This window comes from Pseudoalteromonas sp. UBA2102 (genome assembly GCF_002331165.1).
GTDB lineage: Bacteria > Pseudomonadota > Gammaproteobacteria > Enterobacterales > Alteromonadaceae > Pseudoalteromonas > Pseudoalteromonas atlantica.
In genome coordinates this window covers 14,878-40,412 of sequence record NZ_DCYU01000084.1, presented here as the reverse complement: position 1 = coordinate 40,412, position 25,535 = coordinate 14,878, and the positions used below count along the sequence as shown (strand labels likewise).

Genomic DNA, 25,535 nt, shown 5'->3' with positions numbered 1-25,535 from the left:
CTTATCCTTTCTTTTGTATAGTAAGCGCGTCTGCAACGAGCGCTTGTTGTTCTTTAGTATGTACTGACATGTAACCACACGCTGGAGATGCCGACGCCTTACGACCTGCGTAAGTCAATTTAGCACCCTGTGGGATTGCATCAATAAAGTGATGTTGCGAACAGTACCAAGCACCTTGGTTTTGTGGCTCTTCTTGACACCAAACAAAATCAGTAACGTGTTGGTAACGTTCCATAATCGTGTCCATTTCTGCATGTGGGAACGGGTATAACTGCTCCACACGTACAATAGCAATGTTGTCTTGCTCAAGCTTACGACGCTCTTGTAATAGTTCGTAGTAAACTTTACCACTACAAAATACTACGCGTTCTACTTTCTCAGGGTTAATATCATCGATTTCGTCGATCATATTATGGAATACACCTTGTGAAAGTTCTTCAAGTGAAGATACCGCAAGTGGGTGACGAAGTAGTGATTTTGGTGTCATTACAATCAATGGGCGACGAAGTGGTCTAACTGATTGACGACGTAGCATAGCGTAAACTTGTGCAGGTGTTGAAGGAACACACACTTGCATGTTGTGATCGGCACAAAGCTGTAAAAAACGCTCTAAACGTGCAGAACTATGCTCTGGGCCTTGACCTTCATAACCATGCGGAAGCAAACATGTTAAGCCACATAAACGGCCCCACTTTTGCTCACCAGAGCTTAAGAACTGATCAAATACGACTTGAGCACCATTTGCGAAGTCACCAAACTGGGCTTCCCAAAGGACTAATGATGTAGGTTCAGCTGTTGCATAACCATATTCAAAAGCAAGTACCGCTTCTTCTGATAAAACCGAATCAAATACTTCAAAAGTACCTTGGTCTTCACTTAAATTTTGAAGAGGGAGGTAAGTTGAACCATCCGACTGGCTATGTACTACAGCATGGCGGTGGAAGAAAGTACCACGCCCTGAGTCTTGGCCAGTTAAACGTATATCTGTGCCTTCAGAGGCAATTGTTGCATAAGCAAGTGTTTCTGCCATACCCCAATCTAGTGGTTTTTCGCCACTTGCCATAAGCTTACGGTCATCGTAAATCTTTTTAACACGAGACTGTGCTTTATATTGCTCAGGGAACTGCGCAACTTGTTCGCCAAGTGCTTTTAGCTTATCTACCGGTACGCTTGCGTCGTACTCAACATTCCACTCATGGCCAACATATTTTGCCCAATCAGATGAGTGCGAAGTTTCTGGCTGAATTTCTTCAACAACACAGTTACCTTCATCTAAACCGTTACGGTATTCATCAGCTAATGCTTTAATTTCACTCTCAGTGAATGAGCCTTCAGACATAAGTTGATCAGCGTAAATTAAACGCGGAACCGCATGCTTTTTAATTTTTTGGTACATAAGAGGCTGTGTTGCATTAGGCTCATCAGCTTCGTTATGACCATGGCGGCGATAACATACTAAATCGATTACTACGTCACGTTTAAACTGGTTTCTAAAATCAAGTGCAAGTTGTGTAACAAATGCAACGGCTTCAGGGTCATCAGAGTTAACGTGGAAGATTGGTGACTGAACCATTTTAGCAATGTCAGTACAGTAATCTGTAGAACGTACGTCGTCTTGTTTTGAGGTTGTAAAACCAACTTGGTTATTTACAACAATACGGATACTACCACCACATGAGAAGGCATTTGTTTGCGACAAGTTAAATGTTTCTTGTACAACACCTTGGCCTGTAATCGCAGAGTCACCGTGGATAGTAATAGGTAATGCTTTGCTACCTGAACTGTCACCTAAACGGTCTAAACGCGCTCTTACCGAGCCCATAACAACAGGGTTAACAATTTCTAGGTGAGAAGGGTTAAACGCAAGTGCCATATGAACATTGCCACCTTTGGTCGCAAAGTCAGATGAATAACCCATATGGTATTTAACGTCACCAGAGCTTAACGTGTCTTTGTGTTTACCAGCAAACTCATCGAATAACTCAGACGGGTTTTTACCTAACACATTAACTAGGACGTTTAAGCGACCACGGTGGGCCATACCAATAACTGCTTCTTTTTGCCCGCTTTCGCCGGCACGGTGAATAAGTTCTTTAAGCATAGGAACTAACGCATCGCCACCTTCAAGTGAGAAACGCTTAGCACCAGGGAACTTTGCACCTAAATATTTTTCAAGACCATCTGCTGCGGTTAATCCTTTAAGGATACGCAGTTTTTCTTCTTTAGAAAAAGTAGGTCGTGATTGAACAGATTCTAAACGCTGTTGTAACCAACGTTTTTCTTCTGTTGATGTGATGTGCATATACTCAGCACCAATAGAACCACAATAGGTGGTTTTAAGTGCCTGGTATAGTTCACCTAAAGGCATAGTATCGCGGCCTACGGCAAACGATCCTACGTTAAATTCGCGGTCAAAATCAGCTTTAGATAAGTCGTGGTATTCTAGCTCTAAATCTCGAACACGCTCTCGTTGCCAAATGCCTAATGGATCTAGGTTAGCATTTTGGTGTCCTCGAAAGCGGAAAGCATTAATAAGTTGTAGTACTTTAACCTGTTTAAGGTCACCGCCACTACCCTCTGCTACCACTACCTCTCTATGCTTGTTTTTAGCAAGCGCCGCAAACTGTGAACGAACTTCTGAATGCTTTACTTCAACATCCACACCATCTACTTTAGGTAATTGTTCGAACACTTCTCGCCATTCTTCTGGCACAGAAGTCGCATCATCTAAATACGCTTCATAAAGCTCTTCTACATAAGCAACGTTGCCGCCGTTTAAATGTGAAGATTCTAGCCATGCCTTCATCACACCTTCGTGCATTTATAAGCCCTTTTCTTTAGCGCAGAAATTAATAGTTGTCATAACAAGATGGCTAATAAAAATATTAGCCATCTTACGTTACTAAGTGATTAAACCGCGCGGTTTAATAACATAGATTTAATTTGTCCAATTGCTTTGGTCGGGTTAAGACCTTTAGGACAAACGCTAACACAGTTCATGATACTGTGGCAACGGAACACACTGAACGCATCGTCTAAGTCTGCTAAACGTTCTTCAGTTGCCGTATCGCGGCTATCAGCCAAGAAACGGTAAGCATGAAGAAGGCCTGCTGGACCAATGAACTTGTCTGGATTCCACCAGAACGAAGGACACGATGTAGAACAACATGCACATAAAATACACTCGTAAAGTCCATCTAATTTATCACGTTCTTCAATAGATTGAAGACGCTCACCAGCCGCTGGCTGATCGTTAATTAGGTATGGTTTAACTTTTTCGTACTGAGTGTAGAACTGACTCATGTCAATAACAAGGTCACGTACCACAGGTAAGCCAGGTAAAGGACGAATTACAATAGTACCTTTGCCGCCTTTTTGCAGCGTAGATAATGGTGTAATACATGCTAAACCATTTTTACCATTCATGTTAACGCCATCAGAGCCACACACGCCTTCACGACATGAGCGACGGAATGATAATGTTGGATCTTGCTCTTTTAATAATAAAAGTGCATCCAATACCATCATGTCCTGACCTTCCTCTGTTTGCAAAGTATATTCTTGCATACGAGGTGCGTTATCAACATCAGGATTGTAACGATAAACTGAAAATTGTACTTGTGCCATCGTCTCGCTCCTAGTAGGTACGTGCTTTAGGTGGGAACGCTTCACGCGTCTTAGGCGCGTAGTTTACGTCACGCTTGCTCATTTCATCCGTTACCGGATTGAATACTGAGTGACATAACCAGTTTTCGTCATCACGATCTGGGTAGTCAAAGCGAGAGTGTGCACCACGGCTTTCAGTACGGAAGTTTGCAGCTACTGCAGTTGAGTAAGCTGTTTCCATTAAGTTGTCTAGTTCAAGACATTCGATACGCTGCGTGTTGAAGTCTGATGATTTATCATCAAGACGTGCATGCTGCAGACGTTCACGAATTTCTTTAAGCTCTTTAAGACCTGTCGCCATAGACTCACCTTCACGGAATACCGAGAAGTTAAGCTGCATACATTGTTGTAGGTCTTTTTTGATTTGAACTGGGTCTTCACCTTGGCCAGCCGTTGAATTTTCCCAACGGTTAAAGCGTGCAAGAGACGCGTCAATATCAGATGCTGTCGGTGCTTTAGTAATTTCAACTTCGTTTAGGTATTTACCTAGGAAGTTACCCGCAGCACGGCCAAATACAACTAAATCAAGTAATGAGTTACCACCTAGGCGGTTTGCACCATGTACAGATACACAGGCAATTTCACCTACTGCAAATAACCCTTCTACTACTTTTTCGTTGCCGTTAGCATCGATTTGTAGCGCTTGACCATTTACGTTAGTTGGAACACCACCCATCATGTAGTGACAAGTTGGTATTACTGGAATTGGCTCTTTAGCAGGGTCTACGTGTGCGAAAGTTTTAGCAAGGTCACATACGCCTGGTAGACGTAAGTTAAGCGTTTCTTCACCTAAGTGGTCAAGTTTCAGCTTAAGGTGTGGACCCCAAGGACCATCACAGCCACGGCCTTCACGGATTTCAGTCATCATTGAACGTGCTACAACGTCACGAGACGCTAGGTCTTTAGCGTTTGGTGCATAACGTTCCATGAAGCGTTCGCCATCTTTATTTAAAAGATAACCACCTTCACCACGACAACCTTCCGTTACAAGTGTACCAGCGCCTGCAATACCCGTTGGGTGGAATTGCCACATTTCCATATCTTGCATAGCAACGCCTGCACGGGCTGCCATACCAACACCATCACCCGTATTAATGTGAGCATTGGTTGTTGATGCGAAAATACGACCAGCACCGCCGGTTGCAAGTACAACAGCTTTTGATTTGAAAAAAGTGATTTCACCTGTTTCAATCTCAATTGCTGTACAGCCTACTACATCGCCATTGTCGTTTTTAACTAAATCTAGTGCATACCACTCAGAGAATACATTAGTTTGGTTTTTAACGTTTTGTTGATATAGAAGGTGTAATAAAGCGTGACCAGTACGGTCAGCTGCTGCTGCAGTACGTGCAGCTTGTTCACCACCAAAGTTTTTCGATTGACCACCGAAAGGACGTTGGTAAACACGGCCATTTTCAAAACGAGAGAATGGTAAACCCATGTTTTCTAATTCAGTAATAGCTTCTGGGCCTGTTTGACACATGTATTCGATAGCGTCTTGGTCACCGATAAAATCGGAACCTTTAACGGTATCGTACATATGCCATTCCCAGTTGTCTTCGTGTGAATTACCTAGCGCTACTGTAATACCACCCTGTGCAGATACAGTGTGTGAGCGTGTTGGGAATACTTTAGATATTAATGCACACGTTTTGCCAGATTCGGTAATGGCAAGAGCGGCGCGCATACCAGCACCACCTGCACCAATTACTACGGCGTCAAATTCACGAACAGAATATTTCACTTAAACACCCCATAAAACGATTAGACCAATAGCTACGTAAGCAACGGCCATCAGGTTTAATACAAAGCCTAAAACAGCGCGTAGTTTAGCGTTTTTAACGTAATCCGTTAAAACTTGCCAAAGGCCAATGCGGGTATGAACCATCATGCATACAAGAGTAATAAGTGTAAAACCCTTCATTGCTAGATTAGAGAATAGGCCTGTCCAGGCTTCGAAAGTGACTTCTGGCGTTGCTAAAAAATAGCCGATAATAAAAATCGCGTATGCGGTGATTACTAGTGCCGTGGTACGTAAAGATACGAAATCTTGTACACCATCACGTTTAAGAGTTGCTTGATTTAAGACCATATCCACACCCCTGCCAGTACGGCAAATACAACGCCAAGTGCCATTGCAATTTTAGCGCTAAGGTTACCTGATTCAAGTTCTTCCCAGTGGCCCATATCCATAATGATGTGACGGATACCACCAATAAGGTGATAACCCAATACAGAAAGTGTGCCCCAAGCTATGAATTTGGCAATGAATCCGCTAAACAGACCCTTGACGAATTCAAAACCTTCAGCTGAAGAAAGAGACTCAGACCAAGCCCAAATGACAAACGTTAAAGCAAAAAATAATGCAACACCGGTGACGCGGTGAAAGATTGATGCTTTAGCCGTTGCCGGCATAGATATAGTTGTTAGATCTAGATTTACAGGTCTTTGCTTTTTCACAGTTACTTGCCCATCTTGCTCACATTGGAGCTCATCTACTTGTTTTTCTAAAACCCACCAAAATTTCTGGTGGAACTATCAAAGTAAACGTGTCAATACAGCAAAAGTTCACAAATCTGCAAAAATTACGCTGTAAAAATATGTTTACCTAAATACAAAGCGGTTTAAAACCTCCGATAGTATATATACCCAAAGGTTGTTTTACAATTCTTGTTTAGTTAGAGACGTTTGCGAATTAGCCGATAGTATAATATTTAATTAATACCGAATATTTATTATACATATATGCATAATGTTTATAAAAATTGACTTTAACCCCCTCTTTCACGTTAAAATGCGAAGATGTGCTTAAAACAAGATTTCAGAACTTTAAAAATCTAAAAATCAGAATAGATATCTTAATAGGAGATACATAGATGGCAGATAAAAAAGCCACAGTCCATATTGATGGACTAGATCCAATCGAACTTCCAATTTATCAAGGCACTGCTGGCCAAGATGTGATCGACGTACGTACGTTAGGTTCACACGGTCACTTTACTTATGACCCAGGTTTCATGTCGACTGGCTCTTGTGAATCTGCAATCACCTACATTGATGGTGGTAAAGGTGTATTACTTCACCGTGGTTACCCAATTGAGCAATTAGCTGAAGACTCTAACTACATCGAGCTTTGTTACTTACTATTAAACGGTGAGTTACCAACTAAAGAGCAATACGATGCATTTGCAAAAGAAATCACGCATAACACCATGCTTGATGAGAAAATTGCTAACTTTTTCCAAGGTTTCCGCTTCGATGCTCACCCAATGGCAATGCTATGTGGTGTAGTAGGCGCATTATCTTCTTTTTACCACGAAGATCTTGATATTACTGATGCAAGCCAACGTAAAACAAGCGCTATTAAACTTGTCGCTAAATTACCGACTATTGCAGCTATGGCGTACAAAACAAACATTGGTCAACCGTTTGTTTACCCACGTAACGATTTAAGCTACGCAGAAAACTTCTTACACATGATGTTCTCTGTACCGGCTGAAGAATACAAAGTTAACCCTGTGACAGCTAAAGCAATGGATAAAATCTTCATGCTTCATGCTGATCATGAGCAAAACGCTTCAACGTCAACAGTACGTTTAGCAGGTTCTTCAGGCGCTAACCCATATGCATGTATTGCAGCGGGTATCGCATCTCTTTGGGGCCCTGCTCACGGCGGTGCTAACGAAGCATGTTTAAACATGTTAGAAGAGATTGGTTCTGTTGACCGTATTGATGAGTACGTAGCAAAAGCAAAAGATAAGTCTGATCCGTTCCGTCTTATGGGCTTTGGTCACCGTGTTTACAAAAACTTCGACCCACGCGCTACAGTAATGCGTCAAACGTGTCACGAAGTATTAGAAGAGCTTAACATTCAAGATCCGCTTCTTGATATTGCAATGAAGCTTGAACAGATTGCCCTTGAAGACCCATACTTTGTAGAGAAGAAACTCTACCCTAACGTTGATTTCTACTCAGGTATTATCTTAAAAGCGATTGGTATTCCAACAAGCATGTTCACTGTAATTTTTGCAATGGCACGTACTGTTGGTTGGATCACTCACTGGGATGAGATGCTATCTCAACCTGGTCATAAGATCAGCCGCCCTCGTCAAATGTATACTGGTTACACGCAACGTGACTTCGTATCAACTGACAAGCGCTAAGCTTAGTTAGTTAAAAAAGGCCGCTTTTGCGGCCTTTTTTGTGTGCTTTGCTTGTCAATTTTATGAAACCGATTACAATTCCTGCCTAAATTTATAGATGTTGAATAGCCATGCCTTCTCAAGAGTTTGATATAACAAAAATCCGCAACGACTTCCCTACTCTAAACCAACCCCTTAATGGCAACCCTTTAGTATATTTAGACTCTGGCGCAACGTCGCAAAAGCCACAAAGCGTTATTGATGCAACGACTCGTTTTTATAATTTAGGCAACGCAAACGTTCACAGAGGCCGCCATACTTTAAGCGAGCGCGCTACAGAACAATATGAAGAGGCAAGATTAAAAACAGCGGATTACTTTAACGTAAATGCTAAAGAAATCGTCTGGACAAAAGGCGCGACAGAGGCGCTAAATTTACTTGCTCATGGTCTACAAAGGCAAATTACTGGTGAAGATACGGTTTTAATTACACCCCTTGAGCACCACGCTAATATTGTTCCTTGGCAGGTATTAACGCAAAATACAGGGGCTACGCTATCTGCACTCCCCCTTGAGCAAAACGCGACGTTTAATATAGCCCGCTGTGTAGACATGATCACGCGCACTAAAGCAAAGGTGCTGTGTATCAGCCAAGCGTCTAACGCATTAGGTAATATTACCAATTTAGCGCCATTAATAGCTGCAGCGAAAGCAGTCGGCACGTTAGTTGTTGTTGATGGCGCACAAGGAGCCATGCATTTACGCCCTAATTTAAAGCAGCTTGGATGTGATTTTTATGTATTCTCAGCGCATAAAATGCTTGGGCCTACGGGTGTAGGGGGCTTATATGGTCGCTATGAATTACTTAATGCGCTTACCCCGTATCAAACGGGTGGTGAGATGATAGATACTGTAACGCTTGAAAAAAGCAGCTACAGAGACGCTCCTGCTAAATTTGAGACCGGCACCCCAAATATAGCCGGCGTCATTGGCTTTAGTGCAGCAATTGATTATTTATCGGCCCTAAACATAGAACAGTTACAGCGCCATGAGCAGGCTATTTTTAATTATGCAGCCACACAGTTGAGTAAAATTGACGGTATTACTATTTATAGCGACCTGAACAATAATATTGGCACCCTCAGTTTTAATTATAAAAGTGAACACCCCTACGATTTGGCAACTTTGCTTGACGGATTTGGTATTGCAGTGCGCAGTGGACACCATTGTACGCAACCATTAATGCACCATTTAGGGGTAAAAGGCACTGTTCGAGCAAGCTTTGCATTTTATAATACCCATCAAGATGTTGATAATTTCATCAATGCTTTGAAAGAATCGATTGAATTATTAGACTAATTTAGGATAACTCATGACAAATACGTTTAAAAACGTAGTAAAACCTATACAGCAGGCGCAATCTTGGCAGCAAAAATATCGCGAAATAATGCTTCTGGGCAAAACACTTCCCGCTTTAGCGGATGTACTTAAAACCGATGACGCGCTTGTGCCAGGGTGTGAGAGCAAAGTGTGGATGTTTATGGAGTTTGACGATAGCGAGAATCGTTTAGTGGTTATTGGCGATTCAGACACTCGCATTGTAAAAGGCTTATTAGCGATAATTTTAGCGCTTTATAATGGCTTAACACCTGAAGAGGTCGTGAATATTAATGCGTATGACGAATTTGAAAAGTTAGGCTTAATTAAACACCTTAGTGCATCTCGAGGGAACGGAATAAAAGCCATGGTCGAGGCAATTCAAAGCATGGCAACTAACAAGCTCAATTAAACTATTGAGCTTGTTGTAAACGCTGTTTTTTATCTAAATATTTACGTACCGCTTTAGCCGCTACAAAAAAGCCAAAACTTCCGGTGATCATAGTTACCGAGCCAAACCCGTTATTACAATCCATATTCATTGTACCATCAGCATTTTGTTTAGCATGGCATACACTGCCATCACTGCCTGGGTAAACAAGTTGCTCAGTTGAGTACACACAATCAATATTAAATTTGCGTTTAGGGTTGTTACTAAAATTATATTGTTTGCGTAAAATATAACGCACTTTAGCAAGTAGCGGATCTTGCGTGGTTTTAGCCACATCACCAAATGTTATTTGGCTAGGATCAGTTTGCCCACCCGCGCCGCCAGTAGTAATAATAGGCATTTTATTACGCTTACAATGAGCAATAAGCGCTGCTTTTTCTTTAACTGCATCGATACAGTCAATAACGTAATCAAAACCTTGAATATGCTCACGAATATTTTCAAGAGTAATAAAGTCATCTATCACAGTTACTTTACACTCTGGGTTTATCAGTTCGCAGCGGCTTTTCATTGCATCTACTTTGGCTTCGCCAATACTGCCGCTAAGTGCATGAATTTGCCTATTTACGTTCGTCGCGCAAATATCATCTAAATCAATTAAAGTGATTTTACCCACGCCTGTACGTGCTAAAGCTTCGGCGGCCCAACTTCCTACACCGCCTATTCCCACTACACAAAAATGGGCTTGTTGTAGCCAGTCAAATTGTTGGTTACCGTATAGGCGTTTGATCCCGCCAAAACGAATATCTGTTACTTTTTCGCTCATTTACCAATCCAGTTGCCACGGCGATTGCCATGCTTGAAATTCTTGATGATTAATTAATTGCTTGTACTCATCACCCGTAGTAGGTAGCAAAGAGCAATTAATTTGCTCCCCATGCCATAAAAAACTTAACGCATAGGCATGAAGATACGCCCGCTCAGCTGCGCTGCCACTATAAAGTGTATCGCCTAAAATTGGCGCCCCTAAACTTTTTAATGCCACTCTAAGTTGGTGGGTTTTACCCGAATACGGCTTTAAAATATACGCCCTAAACCCCGGCTTATAACTAAAAGAATAAAAGCGGGTAATGGCCGGGTTTTGCAGGGTAGGTAAAAGCTTAAACATGCCCCTGCGAGACTTAGCCATATCACCTTTTATCCACCCTTGCTTTTTTTTAGGTTTAGCATTGCTTATAGCTAAATAAAACTTGTTTATTGCGTGCTCAGTAAAAAGAGACGTAAATTTGGCAGCGGCTTCTTTATTGCGACTAAGAATAATAAGGCCAGATGTCACTTTATCAAGGCGATGAACAGCAAATAATTTTTCGCCAGTTTGCTGCTCAGCTAATACCACAAACCCTTTTTCACCTTCTGAGTGAAAATTAAGCCCCGCTGGTTTTTCAAATATATAAAAATCAGCGTGGCTAAACACTATGAGTAATTCACTTTTAACCATTATTAGGCTTGCTTAGCTTTTAGGTAGGCAATCACTTTTTCTAAATCCTCGGCCGTATCAACCCCAGCATGTGGTGTTACTTTGGCCTGCTCAATTTTGATAGCGTAACCATGGTACAACACCCTAAGTTGCTCTAGCGACTCAAGTACTTCAAGTGGCGATACACTTAGCTCAATATACTGCTTAATGAAGCCCGCGCGATAAGCATATATACCCACATGGCGCTGAAAAGGCGTTATATCTAACACACTATCGTTATTTAACATTGCGCTTCTGTCAAACGGAATACTGGCCCGCGAAAAGTACAACGCATTTTTATTAATATCACTAACAACCTTCACAGCATTAGGATTAAATACTTCGTCTTGCTCTTCAATGGCTACACTTAATGTTGCCATTGGCGCACTTGAATTATTTAGTAAAGTGGCAACTTGCGATACGTTTTCGCTTGCAAGTAATGGCTCATCGCCTTGTACATTTACCACCAGGGTTTCTGCGTCTAGCTTAAGTAAGTCAACAGCTTCTGCTAAACGTTCGGTACCCGATTGATGATCTTCTCGCGTCATCAGTACATCGTTTGTGAACAACTTAACAGCATCAAAAACTTTTTGATGATCGGTTACAATAACCACTTTACTTGCACCTGACAAACACGCTTTTTCATACACGTGTTGAATCATAGGTTTACCGCATATGTCAGCTAATGGTTTGCCAGGCAAACGGGTAGACGCGTAACGTGCAGGTATAACAACTACGAATTCCACTTATCAACCTCATCTTGAGATAGCTCACGCGCCTCATTTTCTAAAAGTACCGGTATATCATCGCGTACTGGGTATGCAAGTTTAGCTGCAGTACTAATAAGTTCTGCATTTTCTTTATCAAAACGAAGCTTTCCTTTACACACAGGGCAAGCAATTATTTCAAGTAATTTTGTATCAAAGGCCATTGAGGATCCCTTTTTGTTTTAATAATAAATCTAATTTATGTATTACAGCGTCTGTAGGTTTTGCATTTACGGGTAGGTAATACCAAGTATCTTTTGCAAAGTCTCTACATTTTACTGCATCTTTTTCTGTCATTAATACGTTATCATCATTAAATTGAGTAAAATCAGCCATGCTATAAGCATAGTGATCTCTATAATGATGAGTCGAAAGCAGCTGAATATTTTGCCCCTTTAATGAATCTTCAAAACGTTGTGGGTTACCAATGGCACTTACCGCATGGCCTTTTTCAATGGTTTTATTCACAGGGGTATTGTTAGCAACGTGTTTAAGTGCACCAGTTTGCAAAACGTAGCTAAGGGATTCATCTCCCCCGTTTTCAATCACTAAATCAACGCTATTTAATCTGTTTGTGGTTTCACGTAGTGGCCCTGCAGGCATAACAAAGCCATTACCAAATCGCCTTTGGCTATCAACAATGCAGCACTCTATATCGCGCGCCATTTTATAATGCTGCATACCATCATCTGAGATTATGACATCCACACAAAATTGCTGCTCTAATAATGTAATGTTGGCTTTTCTATCGGGTCCGACAACAAGTGGACATTTTAAACGATTAAATAAAAGTATTGGCTCATCACCGGCTTGTGCACTAGTTACGCCGCGCTCTACCACCAGCGGGTAGCTGTTGGCTTTACCGCCGTAACCTCGGCTGATAATGCCCACTTTTAGGCCTTGCTCTGACAAGTATTCGTAAAGCCATAACACAAATGGCGTTTTGCCATTTCCACCTACACTTATATTGCCCACCACAATCACTTTAGATTTAGCTTTAAAAGGCGTGGCAAAGCCAACCTTAAAAAACCATTTCCTAATGCTTGAAATTAACCAAAAAAGCGCAGCTAATGGCAGTAAAAGTAGCGTTATAAAACTAAATGGTTTATACCAGCTTTGCTCTATTTTACTCACCCGTGCTCACCAAACTGCATTTTACATAGAGCTGAATAAGTACCATCTTTAGCTAGTAAACTCTGATGATCGCCACTTTCAATCACCCGACCACCATCAATAACGTATATTTTGTCGCTGTTCTCAATGGTTGAAAGACGATGGGCAATGACTATAGACGTTTTGTCTTGCATTAGGGTATCAAGAGCTTGCTGAATTAGTTTTTCAGACTCTGTGTCTAAGGCTGAAGTTGCTTCATCTAAAATTAAAATAGGTGCATCTTTTAATATAGCGCGAGCAATTGCTATACGTTGACGTTGACCACCAGAGAGCATTACCCCGTTTTCACCGACCATGGTATTGAGTTGCTCAGGTAGGTCTTTAACAAATTCCCACACGTGGGCTTGTTTAACCACCTCTTCTAATTGCTGCGGTGTTATTTCGCGGCTTATGCCATAACAAATATTATTAGCAATTGTGTCGTTAAATAACACAACTTGCTGAGATACTAAGGCAAACTGGCGGCGTAAATCAGCCAGTTTATATTTATCAATCGCAACGCCATCTAATAAAATTTCACTTGGTGCTTCTAAATCATAATAACGCGGTAATAAATTAGAAATAGTCGATTTACCCGAGCCTGAACGCCCTACAAGCGCGATGCTTTCACCGGCCTTTATACTTATTGATAGGTTATTTAAAACAGCTTCATCTTTAGTTGGGTATTTAAAGGTAACATTTTTAACCTCAATTTCGCCCTTCACTTTATCTACGGTGTAAGTACCTTTGTCTTTTTCAATTTCTTCATCTAAAACTAAAAAAATACTTTGCGCTGCAGAAATACCGCGCTGCATATCACTGTTCACGTTTGCTAATTGTTTAAGCGGGCGTAAAAGCATCATCATAGAAGAAATGAGTACCATAAAATCGCCAGAGCTGATCGTATCTATCATTGAAGGCATAGATACAACCCACAAAATAACAGCCATTGCACTTGCTGCAAGCACTTGAATTACCGACACGCTTAACGCTTTAGTGGCATCCATTTTAATACGTTGCTGGCGATTATGATTATTGATTTTTGAAAACTGATCGATTTCTTGTTTTTGCCCACCAAAACCATGAATAACTTTGTGTCCACTTAGCATTTGCTCAGAGCTACGGGTGACCTGCCCCATTGCAGACTGTATATTTTTTGAAATATGGCGAAAGCGTTTAGACACAAACGTTACAATAATTGCCACTAATGGAATGATCACTAAAAAAATCAGCGAAAGCTGCCAGCTGGTATAAAACATAAGGGCAAGTAGAAAAACGACAAAAGCGCCTTCTCTTACAACAATTAACAGTGCTTTGGTGATTGCTTGCTGAACTTGTTCTGTATCAAAAGTAATTTTTGAAATTAAATCACCTGTTGAGTTTTTATCATGAAACGAAACAGGCAAATGTAATATGTGTTCAAATAACTGCTGGCGTAACGAACGAACTACTTGCGAGCCTACATAGCTTAGGCAATACGAAGACATAAAATTAAACAGGCCACGCCCTATTACCAGCGCAATTACAACAAATGGGGCATAAGCTAGCACTTCGTTATTACGTTGGTTTAGACCTTCATCAATAAAGGGTTTCATTAATTGAATAAATAAAGCATCCATACCCGAATAGCCGATCATTCCAATAATAGCGACGAAGGCAACGCTTTTATAATCACCAACGTAAGAAATCAACCGTTTATAAATTTGTGTAGTACTTTGACTCATATTACTCTCGTTATACAATTACAGCCCTTATTGTATCCTTCAAACCGTTAAAACTAAACGTCAATCTTCTATAAACCAATAACTTTCGTGTTTGCGCGCCGTTGTCACTTTAAAGCTATCTTGATAAATACTTACCGTAATTTGCCCATCATGTGCCGTAACATATTGTTTAGCATTTATTGCTTTGTAGCGCGAAACCACTTTTTCACTGGGAAATTGCCATTGGCCTTGAAAAGCTGTTGAGTGAATAACCGTATGCGGATTTACATGGTTGATAAATTCTATGCTTGAAGACGTATCGCTGCCATGATGAGGGCTTAAAATCACATCGGCTTGTAATGAGTGAGTTTTAATAAGGCTCAGCTCACGTGCTTTAGAAATATCACCCGTTAATAACATAGTAAGTTGGGGTGATTTGATTAAAAGCACACACGAATTATCGTTTTCGTTATTAAATGTGCTATCAGCAAAGCTGCTAATGCGCAATCCATTAAAGTTATAATCTAAAGACATACACTGTGTGGTTGTGCCGTGTGGGTGAAAACGCTTAAAACTTTCACCAAATCCTGCATTAATAAAATGTGCTGCGCCCCCTGCATGGTCGTTGTCTTGATGGCTTATTATTGCATCACTGACGGTTAAGTTATGTGTTTTCAAATAAGGAATTAACACACTGTATGTACGGCTAAAACGGTTAAAATAACTCGGGCCAAAATCGTAAACCAGCGCTTGATTGTCTTTTTCGAGTAACGTCATTAATCCGTGCCCAACATCAAACACATGCAATTGCCAAAGAGGTTTTGGTAAATACAGATAATCTATTAATGTAACGCATAGAGGAATGAGTGCTAAACGTTTAAATGGGCTAAACCAGGCGATTAATATGCATAGATAAGCTGCGACTAAGTACAATGTACGCGGTTTAGCTATATCTAACCATCTGTAATGCCAAGGGATTGCATCCATATACTTAAACAATGTTATAAGTACACTATCGAATAATAAAATGACGGGCGTTATATCTACCACACCACTTATTATCGTAAATAGCAGCAAAAGTGGCATGATTGCCACGCTTAATAATGGAATTGCCAATAAATTAATAACCAACCCAGCAATACTTACCCCACTAAAATAAATAAGGGTAATGGGCAAAAGCCCAATGAATAAAGCAAGCTGAATAATACACAGCGCCATAAACACGCCAAGCCAATTATATTTAGTTTTAGGAAGGGGCTTTATAACAAGGAAAATAATTGCAACCGCAATAAAAGAAAAATATAAACCTGGGTTTAAAACATTAAAAGGATTGATGAGTAATACAGCGACTAAAGCATATAAAATGCTTCGCCAGCGCAGTGGCTGTTTGGCAATAAAGTAAAGACCTAATACGCAACTTAACATAATAAATGCGCGAGTCGCTGAGAGTAAAAATTCACTTAAATACACATAGATAAATGCCGCTAACCACCCGATAAAACAATAAACAATAGTTAAATTAATAGACTGCAATACTTTAATTTTAAGGAGGTATGCTGTGTACTTACTTAGTAAATAAAAACAGCTGAATATAAGCCCTATGTGCAACCCTGAAATAGCTAATAAATGGCTGAGCCCTAAACTTTGCATTGTTTGTTTATTTTCAAACGACATCAGTGATTTATCACCACTAAGCAATGCATAATAAAGCCAATTAAGCGTTGTTTTTTGATAAGTGTGTTTTAAAAACGACCTGTATTTATAAATTATTGAAGGTGAAGCCGCGCTAGTAATGCGCAATTGTTTATTAAGTACTTTGCCTTTAAATAGTATGCGTTGTTTAAAGGCATGCACATTATTATCAAACACACCGATATTTTTAATTGTTCTGAATTTTTTCAGCGCTATTGTTGCCTCAAAAGTATCGCCCTGCTTAATAAGCTGTGCAGAATCGACACTTAACATGGCTTTAGGTGCTTTAAATTTGTGTATTTCATCCCCATTTAACTTTAATAACGTTGCTTTTATATACTGTGGTTGCTTTGCAGAGATAACGTCATCAATAAGAATTGTGGCAGGGTAAGCATAGTTATTTTCATCATTTGGCAATGTATAGCTATAAAACAGGTAAAAGTGCACAACAATGCAGCAAATAGCTAAAATAAACCCTAACAAAACATTCAAAAACGGCTTAAAATAGGCGCTCGCAATAAGGACAGATATTGTGATGACTGTAAATTCATGGGTTTGATAATAAAATACGGTTGAAATACAACCTATTACAAATCCAAGACTAATCCACACTGAAGTAAATGGTTGCTTGAAATGCCTAAGAAAACGATCCAACGATTTTTACCTGATCCTAATAAAATTAGGCATCATAAAACACTTAGAATATTCGGCCGCCTATTACAAGACGCCAACCTATGGCATTTAAACAGACGCTCTGCAAGGGGCGCATTTGCAGTTGGTTTATTTTTTGCGTTCATCCCTGTTCCTTTTCAAATGGTTTTAGCCGCTGCGGCAGCTATTGTATTTAGAGTTAACTTACCTATTTCTGTGGCATTGGTGTGGCTTACCAACCCATTGACTATGCCGCCAATATTTTACGGCTCATACCTTGTAGGTACGCTTGTTTTAAATCAACCAGAGCAGCATTTTGCATTTGAAGCCAGTTGGGCATGGTTCTTAGAAAGCCTTTCTACCATCGGTCCTGCATTTTTAATTGGCTCACTGGTGTGTGCTTCTGTTGCCGCTATTATTGCTTATTTAGGTATTGATATTATTTGGCGACGCTCTGTGCGCAAAGCTTGGTTAGCACGAAATACTAATACGTAATAAAGCCAACTATTAAAGTACTCAAATAGAATGACTTAATGAAGCAAATTGAGATAACTAATTAACGCCAAGCACTTTATTATAGACGAAAAAAAACCAACTTTTATACGTTGGTTTTTTTATGAAAAGCGTTAAGCTTAAAATCTAAATACTCTGCGTAAGCCCACTAGCGGCAATAATAACAGTGTGTACCAAGGGAAGCTTGCTGAGCTTCTTTCATAAAGCTCTTCTTCTATTGGTGTACAGTCTTCTACTTCACCATCAATAGGTGTCAGTTTTACTGCAACAGCAACACTCTCGTACTCAATATTACCTTCAATATCGGTTTCTACATTACCAAAGGTATCGCGCTTTTCAACGGTTTTGGTAGCTACACCAAAAATTTCATTGTCTTCATTAATGACTTTCGCTTCAGCCATTGTGTAGGCGTAGTCTGTTTCACCATCTGTTTCATAACAAGGTAGTAAATCGTTTAAGTTGGTAATTTTATCGTCACCAATTTTATATATAAACGCTTCTTTACGACGGCTGTTTTCAGATGTACCAACCTCGCCTTCACCAACAACATAACCTTGGTTATTAATATCATTACCATAAGCGCTTGAGCTATTAAAGTAACCGGTAGGGAAAACGGTATTGCCAGTACTTATATCATGATAGAAAAACTGATCACGGATCGTGGTTTCAATACGCTTTGATGCATAACCAACAATTACATCGTTGTCGTTGACAGCAAGCGCTTTACCAGAAAGCCAATCATCTTCTTGGTCTATAAAATTAAACACGTCACCATTTTTAAAATAAACAGGCATTGTTAAAATAGTGTCGTCATTTTTATAGTAACGAGCATTTGAAGAGCCCACCACTGTGCCATTATTATTTAGCGCAAGAGCGGTACTTGTAAAAGCAAAGTCATCATCTTCTTCTGGCGTTAAGGCAAGGCCTAGTATTTCAGTAGAAGTGATATTAAATGCTTCATCAAGCTCCCATTTTACCGCGCGCTCATCAAATACGCCGGTGGTTACACTTGAATTTAATAATTCCACACAGGTATTGGTTGGCTCGTCTTCGTTATCACAGTTATCTTCAATATTATCAAGCCTGTCCTCAGGAATACCTGTTGAAACATAACCAACAACAGTGTACCCGTCATTTGTTTTAACAATATCGTTTGCTCGGCTAGTACCGCCGTAATCGTCAAAGTCTGGAACTAACTCAACCTTTTGCGTTCCATCTTCAGAAATAACTATTCCGCGCTCAATAAAGTCATGGGTAAACCATGTTTCTTCTTCATCTTCATCATCTGGCGTAAATAAAACTTTATCATATGGAGCTGCACTCCAACCAACGCTCACGCCATCTTCGCTTACCGCATTATAAAAGTTACTAACCGAACGCGTTAAACCATCGTAATCTACCGACTCTTCATCAAACAGTATTTGCTCAGTAACTATGCCATCGTCAAACTTAATACCAACTACCGAGCTTAACTTTTGGTACTCGTAATCCGTTGGTCTGCCAGCTAAAAAACTAACCATAAATGAATGCGCATCGGCGTTATTAAAAACCGCATCGTTATTTTCTATATCATCAAGTGTAAAAGTAATTTCTTTATCACTTAGCTCAAAGTTGTACTCTTCACTATCGTACGCATTTTCAATAACGCTTTCGGTAAAGTCGATATAGCTAATATCGATTGGTAAATTATACAATCCGTTGGCAGTACCAATAATGTGCCCGCTTTCGCTTACGTCAGTCACGTAAGAATGTTTAGCGCCGTCAAGAGTACCTAGTTCTGTTAATTCATAGGTTGCACTTAATGCAGATGTACTCAATGTCGCTAAAATACTGGCAGCGAGTAATTTATATTTCATTTTAATCCTTACTACTGATTCTGTAATTCTTCAAGTTCTTCCCAGCGCTCAAACGCGGCTTCAAGGTCAGACTCAAGTTTTGCTAAATGGTTCAATGCATTAGTGGTTACGTCGCTATCTTGTTTGAAAAAGTCAGGATCGCTCACTACAGCTTGCTGCGCTTCTACAGCGGCTTCAAGTTGTTCCATTTTATTGGGTAGTTGCTCTAATTCAAGTTTTAATTTGTAAGAAAGCTTAGTGCTTTTGTTTTCAGGCTTTGTCGCGGCTACAGGCGCAGGTTTAACGTCTTTTTTTGGTGCTTGTTGCTGTTTTTCCTGCTCGGCTAAATAGCTTAAATAAGCTTGGTAATCGGTGTAACCCCCTACCATATCAGTTATTTTGCCATCACCTTCAAACGCCCATACACTACTACACGTATTATCAATAAATTCACGGTCATGGCTTACTATAAGCACAGTACCCTGATACTGATTAATAATTTCTTCGAGTAACTCTAATGTTTCAATATCCAAGTCATTAGTTGGCTCATCGAGTACTAAAATATTTGAGGGTTTCAAAAATAGTTTTGCAAGTAAAAGCCTGTTTTTCTCACCACCAGAGAGTGCTTTTACAGGTGTACGCGCACGTGCCGGTGGAAACAAAAAGTCTTGCAGGTAACCAAGTACATGACGAGAACGCCCGCCCATCATTACCTCTTGTTTACCTTCGGCAACGTTATCTTGAACAGTGGCCTCTTCATCAAGCTTTTGCCTATATTGGTCAAAGTAAGCAAATTCTAAATTAACGCCTTGTTTAACATGGCCGCTATCGGCTTCTAAATCACCAAACAGCAATTTAAGTAAGGTAGTTTTACCAATACCATTTGGGCCGACTAAGCCAATTCGGTCACCGCGCATAACAAGGGTAGAAAAATCATTAGCAATCACTTTATCTTTAAATGCATGACTAAGGTGTTTTGCCTCAAACACTAACTTGCCCGATCTATCAGCCGTTTCAATATTAAAATCGGTTTTACCTACTTGCTCTACACGGGCTTTGCGCTCAACACGTAACTGTTTAAGTTCACGAACACGGCCTTCGTTACGAGTACGACGGGCTTTAACCCCTTGGCGTATCCAGGCTTCTTCCTCTGCTAAACGCTTATCAAAGAGTGCATTTTGTGATTCTTCTACTTTTAAGTCATGCGCTTTTTGTTCAAGGTAGGTCGCGTAATCGCCAGGGTAAGAGATAAGTTTACCGCGGTCTAAATCTAAAATACGCGTTGCAACAGCACGGATAAACGCACGGTCATGCGATATAAATACAATACCGCCTTTAAATTCTTTTAAAAACTGTTCTAGCCATTTAACACTGTCTACGTCTAAATGGTTTGTTGGCTCATCAAGTAACAATAAGTCAGGCTCACTCACAAGAGCACGTGCTAAGGCAACTTTACGCAACCAACCACCTGAGAGCGATTCTAATTTAGCATCTGGGCTAAGCTCTAAACGCGTGAGTACTAATTGAATACGCGAATCAAAACGCCAACCGTCACACGCTTCTAAATCGTTAGATAAACGCTCAAGCTTATTTAGCAGTTTGTCGGTACAATCGGTTTGTAACTGTGTGCTTACATGATGATAATCAATCAGCAAATTAGCAATATCAGGCATACCCTGTGCTACATAGTCGAATACTGAGCCATTTGCTCCTTTAGGAGGATCTTGCTCTAAGCGAGATATTTTAATGCCACCTAATTGGTTAATTTCACCATCATCTAAAATAACTTGGCCATCTAGTACTTTTAAAAGTGTAGATTTACCCGCCCCATTTCGCCCTACAATACAGACGCGCTCACCGCTTTCTATCACTGCATCAGCATCATCAAGTAATGGGTGCGTACCATAAGCTAACTGCGCTTTTTGTATTCTAATTAAATCCATAAATACTGCTCTTTTATTCTTGCGCTAAAAATTCATGCACTGTTTGTGCATCAAACGGCCAGTACAAATGGTGGCCGCTTTTGCTCTCAAATACGGGAATACTTAACTGAAAACGCGCTATTAGCTGCTCATCAGTGAGTATATCAATTAATTTAAGCTCACTACTTTTATCCAAAACCGATAATAAAACCTGCTCGGCTTGCTCACATAAATGACAGCCATCGGTGTGGTATAAAACATAATTAGCCATGGGTAATTAACCAACTGTTGTGTATTTTTTTATTACGTTTGAAATCAGGTGATAACGTTTTTTCTGAAATATTTTCAGCTTTAAACCCTAAGCCCATCAAACCTACTTCATCCATTACAAAACCACGTTTGTTATTAGAAAAAATTAATGTACCCGACGGACTCAAGATTTTTTTAACCCAAGTAAGTAATTTTATATGATCGGTTTGCACATCAAACGCGTCTTTCATTCGTTTAGAATTAGAAAACGTAGGCGGGTCTAAAAAGATTAAATCGTATTGCCCTTGTGCGTATTCTAGCCATTTTAAACAATCAGCTTGCTCAAAACGGTAGCGGGTATTGCTAATATCATTTAACGCAAAGTTATCTTGGCCCCACTTAAGGTAGGTTTTTGATAAATCAACGGTGGTAATTGCTTTTGCACCACCTAATGCCGCGTGCACAGAGGCTGTACCAGTGTAGGCAAATAAGTTTAAAAAGCGTTTGTCTTTTGCATTTTGCTGAATATAACGACGCGCTAAACGATGATCTAAAAACAGCCCTGTATCGAGGTAATCAAACAAGTTTACTTTAAACTTAGCGCCAAATTCTTCCACCACCATTGTACGGTTTTGTTTAGCCATTGGGGTGTACTGCTCTTCCCCTTTTTGTTTTTTACGCACTTTAACGGCTATGTTTTCAGGTGCTATGTTTAGCTGCTGTGCAGTTAAGCTAATCACATCTTGAAGACGCTTTTCTGATGTTTTTTCGTCAATTTCTTTAGGTGCTGCGTATTCAAAAATAACAGCAGAATCGCCGTAAATATCAACCGCTACGTTGTACTCAGGAATATCAGCATCGTATACGCGATAAGCTTGTACTTCGTTTTGTTTAAGCCAATTTTTTAGGCCTTGTTTGTTCTTTTTCAAACGATTAGCAAACGACATTGAGCCTTCAAAATTCAGAGCCGGTTTGTCATCGCTTGTCAGGCTTACCTGTTTATCATCTAACTGATATAAATTTAGCTCTACATCTAATGGGCCGTTTTTAAATTTATAACGCTTTTGTTTAACCAGTTTTAACAGCTTAAATAGGCTTTCATCCATGCCTAGTAACGCAAGCTTCCAATGATTAAAGTGCTTTTTAAAACCCACGCCCATGCTGCGGTGTAGATTTACCAGCTCAGCCATAGAGCCAATACGTTCGCCGTACGGTAAGTTAGAAATAACCACCCCGGGTAATTTAGCAACAGAGGTAAGCTTAGTTGCATCACTTTGCTTAAACTTAATAACATTACCCAGCTCTGCTCGCTCGGCATTGGCAATGGCTTTATCAAGAACTTGCGCATCGTAATCGTGGCCAATTAACCACAATTTAGGATCGGTAATTTGCTCAATTAATTCTTCACGCAGTTGTTTAAATTTGGCCGCCCTAAAACTAGGTAAACGCTCAAAAGCAAACCCTTCTCTAAATAAACCAGGTGCTTCGTTACGCGCCATGCCCGCCGCTTCAATTAAAATAGTGCCGGCACCACAACATGGGTCAAATAAAGGTTGATTTACATTTTCAAGCCAACCACTGCGTTTAATAATCGCGGCCGCTAAGTGCTCTTTAATAGGCGCTTTACCTTGGCCTTGGCGATAACCGCGCTCAGACAAACGAGGTCCCGAGTAATCAATGTACAAAGCCACACCGTGGCGGTTTAAACGCGCCACAACACGCACATTGGCATCTTGCTTATCTACATTTGGGCGCTGTTCGTATAAATCGTTAAAGTAGTCAACAATTGCATCTTTAATTACCAAGCCTGAAAACTGGGTATTTTTTAAAGAGTCGTTGGTACCATTAAAATCAACGGCAAATGTTTGTGTAGGGCCAAACCATTCTTGCCATGGCTGAAAACGAGCAAATTTATACAGGCTATCTTTATCATTAACGCCTTCTTTTTCTTCAATAAGCATCAGCACACGTGTTGCGTAACGAGTTGATAGACAAACCTTTTGCGCCAATGTTGAATCTGCCTCAAAGCGAACAGAACCCACAGTTTGTTTAGACACGACGGCGCCTAACTCTGTTAGTTCATCAACAAGTAAATTTTCGATTCCGATAGAAGTAAGTGCGATAAATTGCAAAGTAATAACCCTTAATAGCTAATTGCGCAGGATTATAACATAGGTTGGCTGACAAACACTTGATAAACGCAGCTCGATTTGTAAATTTGCTAAGCTGATTTAGTGTGATATTGCTCAAGTAATAGCGGGTGAACACGATTGTTTAAAACGCGGATAACTTCAAACTGTTCAAGGGACAAATTATCATCAAGTTTGAATGTTTCGTTAAGGTTTAGGCAAATTGAAGCATCAGGGCAATGTTCAACAATTAAAAACTCACCGGTTTGCGCTTTTGAGGTAAGTTTAACGATGGCTTCTGTACTTGGCTGGGTGCCAGTGTACTCTTCAAAAAACCAACTTTTAGCCAGTACCGGTTTTAAATGAAATTTTACAGCGGTGGCATTGAGCGCAATTTGGCAAATTTGTGCAGGCTTATACAGCTCAAAACCATCTAAGTAGTTATATACCTGTTCATAAAAAGCAGCATCTTCTAAGCTAAAACGCGGGTTTTCAAATACACAGTCGGTGAGTTGTCTTAATTTATACGGTGTGCATAGTTGCATATCGTCATTTAAATCAAGTAGTAAGCGGTTTTTATTTGCACATGCAATCCACTGCCATTGTTTTGTTGCTTGTAACATTTGCCTCCTCCTTGTTTAAAAATTTATTTTTAATTAAGACATTAATATTAGATTATAACGGCTTTTGACCATTTTTAAAACATTTGTTTAGAACATTTATTGAACGATCAAAAGCTTACATAACTGATCCTTATAAGGAATCAACGATCGATTTTACCAATTGTGGCCCTTTGTAGATGAACCCAGTATAAACCTGCACTAAATTTGCGCCTGCATTTAGCTTTTCTTGAGCTGATTGCGCATCATCAATACCGCCTACACCAATAATTGGTAATTTACCTTGTGTTAAACGTTTAAGTTCGCTAACAACGTGTGTAGAGCGCTCTCTTACAGGGCTGCCAGATAAACCACCCGCCTCATCGGCGTATTGCTGACCCATTACTGCACTACGTTCAAGCGTAGTATTTGTTGCGATTACGCCATCAATTTGATTCGTTAATAGTGACTCGCTAACCTGCTCAATTTGGATTTGATCAAGATCTGGCGCTATTTTAACCAGCATAGGTACTTGCTTATTATGCTTGGCAATTAAATCGAGCTGTTCATTCTTTAAACTTTGCAGTAAATCATCTAACGCGGCGCCATATTGTAAATCGCGCAGCCCTGGTGTATTTGGAGATGAAATATTGACCGTAATATACGAAGCATGCTCGAACACTTTACGCATACAATGGATATAGTCGTCTTTACCTTGCTCATTTGGGGTATCTTTATTTTTACCAATATTAATACCTAAAATACCGGTGTACTTGGCATTTTTTACGTTATTAACTAAATTATCGACCCCTTTATTATTAAAGCCCATTCGGTTAATAATGGCATTTGACTGCGGTAATCTAAAAATGCGCGGCTTATCATTACCTGCTTGCGGGCGCGGGGTAACCGTGCCAACTTCTACAAAACCAAAGCCCATTTGGCTAAAGGCATCAATACACTCAGCGTTTTTATCTAAACCTGCAGCCAAACCCACAGGGTTTTTAAACTCAAGGCCTAAAAAATTAACGGGTTTGTTTTGTAGTTGCTGTGACCAAGCTGCGTTTAAAGGGGTGTGTGCAAAACGGCGTAAATTATTAAGCGCAAACTCATGTGCCCATTCAGCATCTCGGGTGAACATAAAACGGCGGGCTAAATCGTAAAACATGAATTGTTCCTCTTTAAATTACAGACAAAAAAATACCTCAGACTAGGCTGAGGTATTGTATAACAAT

At 40.1% G+C, this 25,535-nt stretch carries 22 protein-coding genes; 4 read left to right on the top strand and 18 right to left on the bottom strand.

Features of this window, described 5'->3' with window-relative positions:
- Position 1: 1 nt before the first annotated feature.
- The 5 genes from B2R65_RS11470 to sdhC all read right to left on the bottom strand — a co-directional run bounded on the left by B2R65_RS11470 (position 2) and on the right by sdhC (position 6,126).
- Positions 2–2,821 (bottom strand): 2-oxoglutarate dehydrogenase E1 component, encoded by a 2,820-nt coding sequence (locus tag B2R65_RS11470; protein WP_004586681.1) that lies wholly within the window; start codon positions 2,819–2,821, stop codon positions 2–4.
- Between the two features lie 89 nt (positions 2,822–2,910).
- Positions 2,911–3,627 (bottom strand): succinate dehydrogenase iron-sulfur subunit, encoded by a 717-nt coding sequence (locus tag B2R65_RS11465; RefSeq protein ID WP_004586682.1) that lies wholly within the window; start codon positions 3,625–3,627, stop codon positions 2,911–2,913.
- Between the two features lie 10 nt (positions 3,628–3,637).
- Positions 3,638–5,410 (bottom strand): succinate dehydrogenase flavoprotein subunit, encoded by a 1,773-nt coding sequence (sdhA, locus tag B2R65_RS11460; protein WP_004586683.1) that lies wholly within the window; start codon positions 5,408–5,410, stop codon positions 3,638–3,640.
- On the bottom strand, positions 5,411–5,758 hold the full coding sequence (gene sdhD / locus B2R65_RS11455) for a succinate dehydrogenase, hydrophobic membrane anchor protein (protein ID WP_004586684.1): 348 nt from the start codon (positions 5,756–5,758) through the stop codon (positions 5,411–5,413). It lies immediately after the preceding gene.
- Positions 5,749–6,126, bottom strand: a complete 378-nt coding sequence (gene sdhC, locus B2R65_RS11450; protein WP_084554498.1) for a succinate dehydrogenase, cytochrome b556 subunit — start codon at positions 6,124–6,126, stop codon at positions 5,749–5,751. The genes sdhD and sdhC overlap by 10 nt, the downstream gene beginning before the upstream one ends.
- Positions 6,127–6,542: 416 nt before the next feature.
- Here sdhC and B2R65_RS11445 point away from each other — a divergent pair, with 416 nt between their 5' ends.
- From B2R65_RS11445 to B2R65_RS11435, 3 genes are all read left to right on the top strand, one after another.
- Positions 6,543–7,829, top strand: coding sequence for a citrate synthase (locus B2R65_RS11445; RefSeq protein ID WP_004586686.1), 1,287 nt, complete (start codon positions 6,543–6,545; stop codon positions 7,827–7,829).
- 110 nt (positions 7,830–7,939) lie between these two features.
- On the top strand, positions 7,940–9,166 hold the full coding sequence (locus B2R65_RS11440) for an aminotransferase class V-fold PLP-dependent enzyme (protein WP_286742746.1): 1,227 nt from the start codon (positions 7,940–7,942) through the stop codon (positions 9,164–9,166).
- Positions 9,167–9,179: 13 nt separating this feature from the next.
- Positions 9,180–9,596, top strand: a complete 417-nt coding sequence (locus B2R65_RS11435) for a SufE family protein (protein WP_004586688.1) — start codon at positions 9,180–9,182, stop codon at positions 9,594–9,596.
- 1 nt (position 9,597) lies between these two features.
- Here the strand turns inward: B2R65_RS11435 and tcdA are convergent, their stop codons facing one another.
- From tcdA to B2R65_RS11400, 7 genes are read right to left on the bottom strand one after another with little or no spacing between them, the layout of a single operon-like run.
- Complete coding sequence (tcdA, locus tag B2R65_RS11430; RefSeq protein ID WP_286742744.1) at positions 9,598–10,401, bottom strand: tRNA cyclic N6-threonylcarbamoyladenosine(37) synthase TcdA; 804 nt, start codon at positions 10,399–10,401, stop codon at positions 9,598–9,600.
- Positions 10,402–11,073, bottom strand: coding sequence for a TIGR01621 family pseudouridine synthase (locus B2R65_RS11425; RefSeq protein WP_286742742.1), 672 nt, complete (start codon positions 11,071–11,073; stop codon positions 10,402–10,404). It abuts the gene before it with no gap.
- Between the two features lie 2 nt (positions 11,074–11,075).
- The gene (gene kdsB / locus B2R65_RS11420) at positions 11,076–11,837 is read right to left on the bottom strand and encodes a 3-deoxy-manno-octulosonate cytidylyltransferase (RefSeq protein WP_286742739.1); all 762 of its coding nucleotides are present in this window, start codon (positions 11,835–11,837) and stop codon (positions 11,076–11,078) included.
- Entirely contained in the window at positions 11,825–12,022 is a 198-nt protein-coding gene (locus B2R65_RS11415; protein ID WP_004586692.1) for a Trm112 family protein, read from the bottom strand. The genes kdsB and B2R65_RS11415 overlap by 13 nt, the downstream gene beginning before the upstream one ends.
- Positions 12,012–12,992, bottom strand: a complete 981-nt coding sequence (gene lpxK, locus B2R65_RS11410) for a tetraacyldisaccharide 4'-kinase (protein ID WP_264389445.1) — start codon at positions 12,990–12,992, stop codon at positions 12,012–12,014. Before lpxK ends, B2R65_RS11415 begins: the two co-directional genes overlap by 11 nt.
- The gene (gene msbA, locus B2R65_RS11405; RefSeq protein WP_286742732.1) at positions 12,989–14,734 is read right to left on the bottom strand and encodes a lipid A export permease/ATP-binding protein MsbA; all 1,746 of its coding nucleotides are present in this window, start codon (positions 14,732–14,734) and stop codon (positions 12,989–12,991) included. The genes lpxK and msbA overlap by 4 nt, the downstream gene beginning before the upstream one ends.
- Positions 14,735–14,794: 60 nt before the next feature.
- Positions 14,795–17,059, bottom strand: a complete 2,265-nt coding sequence (locus tag B2R65_RS11400; RefSeq protein WP_286742729.1) for a DNA internalization-related competence protein ComEC/Rec2 — start codon at positions 17,057–17,059, stop codon at positions 14,795–14,797.
- Between B2R65_RS11400 and B2R65_RS11395 the strand changes: the two genes are divergently transcribed.
- Positions 17,039–17,551 carry a DUF2062 domain-containing protein gene (locus tag B2R65_RS11395; RefSeq protein WP_024033538.1) on the top strand — a complete coding sequence of 171 codons (513 nt, stop codon included), beginning with the start codon at positions 17,039–17,041 and terminating at the stop codon, positions 17,549–17,551. The genes B2R65_RS11400 and B2R65_RS11395 overlap by 21 nt on opposite strands.
- Before the next feature lie 137 nt (positions 17,552–17,688).
- On the opposite strand, the gene B2R65_RS11390 is transcribed toward B2R65_RS11395, so the two are convergent.
- The 6 genes from B2R65_RS11390 to pyrD form a co-directional block, all read right to left on the bottom strand.
- Complete coding sequence (locus B2R65_RS11390; RefSeq protein WP_004586697.1) at positions 17,689–19,425, bottom strand: DUF3466 family protein; 1,737 nt, start codon at positions 19,423–19,425, stop codon at positions 17,689–17,691.
- An 11-nt stretch (positions 19,426–19,436) separates the two neighbouring features.
- On the bottom strand, positions 19,437–21,347 hold the full coding sequence (uup, locus tag B2R65_RS11385) for an ATP-binding cassette ATPase Uup (protein ID WP_029772627.1): 1,911 nt from the start codon (positions 21,345–21,347) through the stop codon (positions 19,437–19,439).
- 13 nt (positions 21,348–21,360) lie between these two features.
- Positions 21,361–21,597, bottom strand: a complete 237-nt coding sequence (locus tag B2R65_RS11380; RefSeq protein ID WP_024033535.1) for a glutaredoxin family protein — start codon at positions 21,595–21,597, stop codon at positions 21,361–21,363.
- Positions 21,590–23,707: a bifunctional 23S rRNA (guanine(2069)-N(7))-methyltransferase RlmK/23S rRNA (guanine(2445)-N(2))-methyltransferase RlmL gene (gene rlmKL, locus B2R65_RS11375; RefSeq protein ID WP_286742719.1), complete on the bottom strand. Its 2,118-nt coding sequence runs from the start codon at positions 23,705–23,707 to the stop codon at positions 21,590–21,592. Before rlmKL ends, B2R65_RS11380 begins: the two co-directional genes overlap by 8 nt.
- A gap of 89 nt (positions 23,708–23,796) precedes the next feature.
- Positions 23,797–24,327, bottom strand: coding sequence for a cell division protein ZapC (locus B2R65_RS11370; protein ID WP_024033533.1), 531 nt, complete (start codon positions 24,325–24,327; stop codon positions 23,797–23,799).
- Between the two features lie 130 nt (positions 24,328–24,457).
- Entirely contained in the window at positions 24,458–25,468 is a 1,011-nt protein-coding gene (gene pyrD / locus B2R65_RS11365; RefSeq protein WP_004586702.1) for a quinone-dependent dihydroorotate dehydrogenase, read from the bottom strand.
- Positions 25,469–25,535 lie beyond the last annotated feature (67 nt).

Bases quoted from the DNA above. Each gene is read 5' to 3' on its own strand.
- B2R65_RS11470 (WP_004586681.1), bottom strand. From the start codon at position 2,821: ATGCACGAAGGTGTGATGAAGGCATGGCTAGAATCTTCACATTTAAAC.
- B2R65_RS11465 (WP_004586682.1), bottom strand. From the start codon at position 3,627: ATGGCACAAGTACAATTTTCAGTTTATCGTTACAATCCTGATGTTGAT.
- sdhD (WP_004586684.1), bottom strand. From the start codon at position 5,758: ATGGTCTTAAATCAAGCAACTCTTAAACGTGATGGTGTACAAGATTTC.
- B2R65_RS11445 (WP_004586686.1), top strand. From the start codon at position 6,543: ATGGCAGATAAAAAAGCCACAGTCCATATTGATGGACTAGATCCAATC.
- B2R65_RS11440 (WP_286742746.1), top strand. From the start codon at position 7,940: ATGCCTTCTCAAGAGTTTGATATAACAAAAATCCGCAACGACTTCCCT.
- B2R65_RS11435 (WP_004586688.1), top strand. From the start codon at position 9,180: ATGACAAATACGTTTAAAAACGTAGTAAAACCTATACAGCAGGCGCAA.
- tcdA (WP_286742744.1), bottom strand. From the start codon at position 10,401: ATGAGCGAAAAAGTAACAGATATTCGTTTTGGCGGGATCAAACGCCTA.
- B2R65_RS11425 (WP_286742742.1), bottom strand. From the start codon at position 11,073: ATGGTTAAAAGTGAATTACTCATAGTGTTTAGCCACGCTGATTTTTAT.
- B2R65_RS11415 (WP_004586692.1), bottom strand. From the start codon at position 12,022: ATGGCCTTTGATACAAAATTACTTGAAATAATTGCTTGCCCTGTGTGT.
- msbA (WP_286742732.1), bottom strand. From the start codon at position 14,734: ATGAGTCAAAGTACTACACAAATTTATAAACGGTTGATTTCTTACGTT.
- B2R65_RS11395 (WP_024033538.1), top strand. From the start codon at position 17,039: ATGCCTAAGAAAACGATCCAACGATTTTTACCTGATCCTAATAAAATT.
- B2R65_RS11390 (WP_004586697.1), bottom strand. From the start codon at position 19,425: ATGAAATATAAATTACTCGCTGCCAGTATTTTAGCGACATTGAGTACA.
- uup (WP_029772627.1), bottom strand. From the start codon at position 21,347: ATGGATTTAATTAGAATACAAAAAGCGCAGTTAGCTTATGGTACGCAC.
- B2R65_RS11380 (WP_024033535.1), bottom strand. From the start codon at position 21,597: ATGGCTAATTATGTTTTATACCACACCGATGGCTGTCATTTATGTGAG.
- B2R65_RS11370 (WP_024033533.1), bottom strand. From the start codon at position 24,327: ATGTTACAAGCAACAAAACAATGGCAGTGGATTGCATGTGCAAATAAA.
- pyrD (WP_004586702.1), bottom strand. From the start codon at position 25,468: ATGTTTTACGATTTAGCCCGCCGTTTTATGTTCACCCGAGATGCTGAA.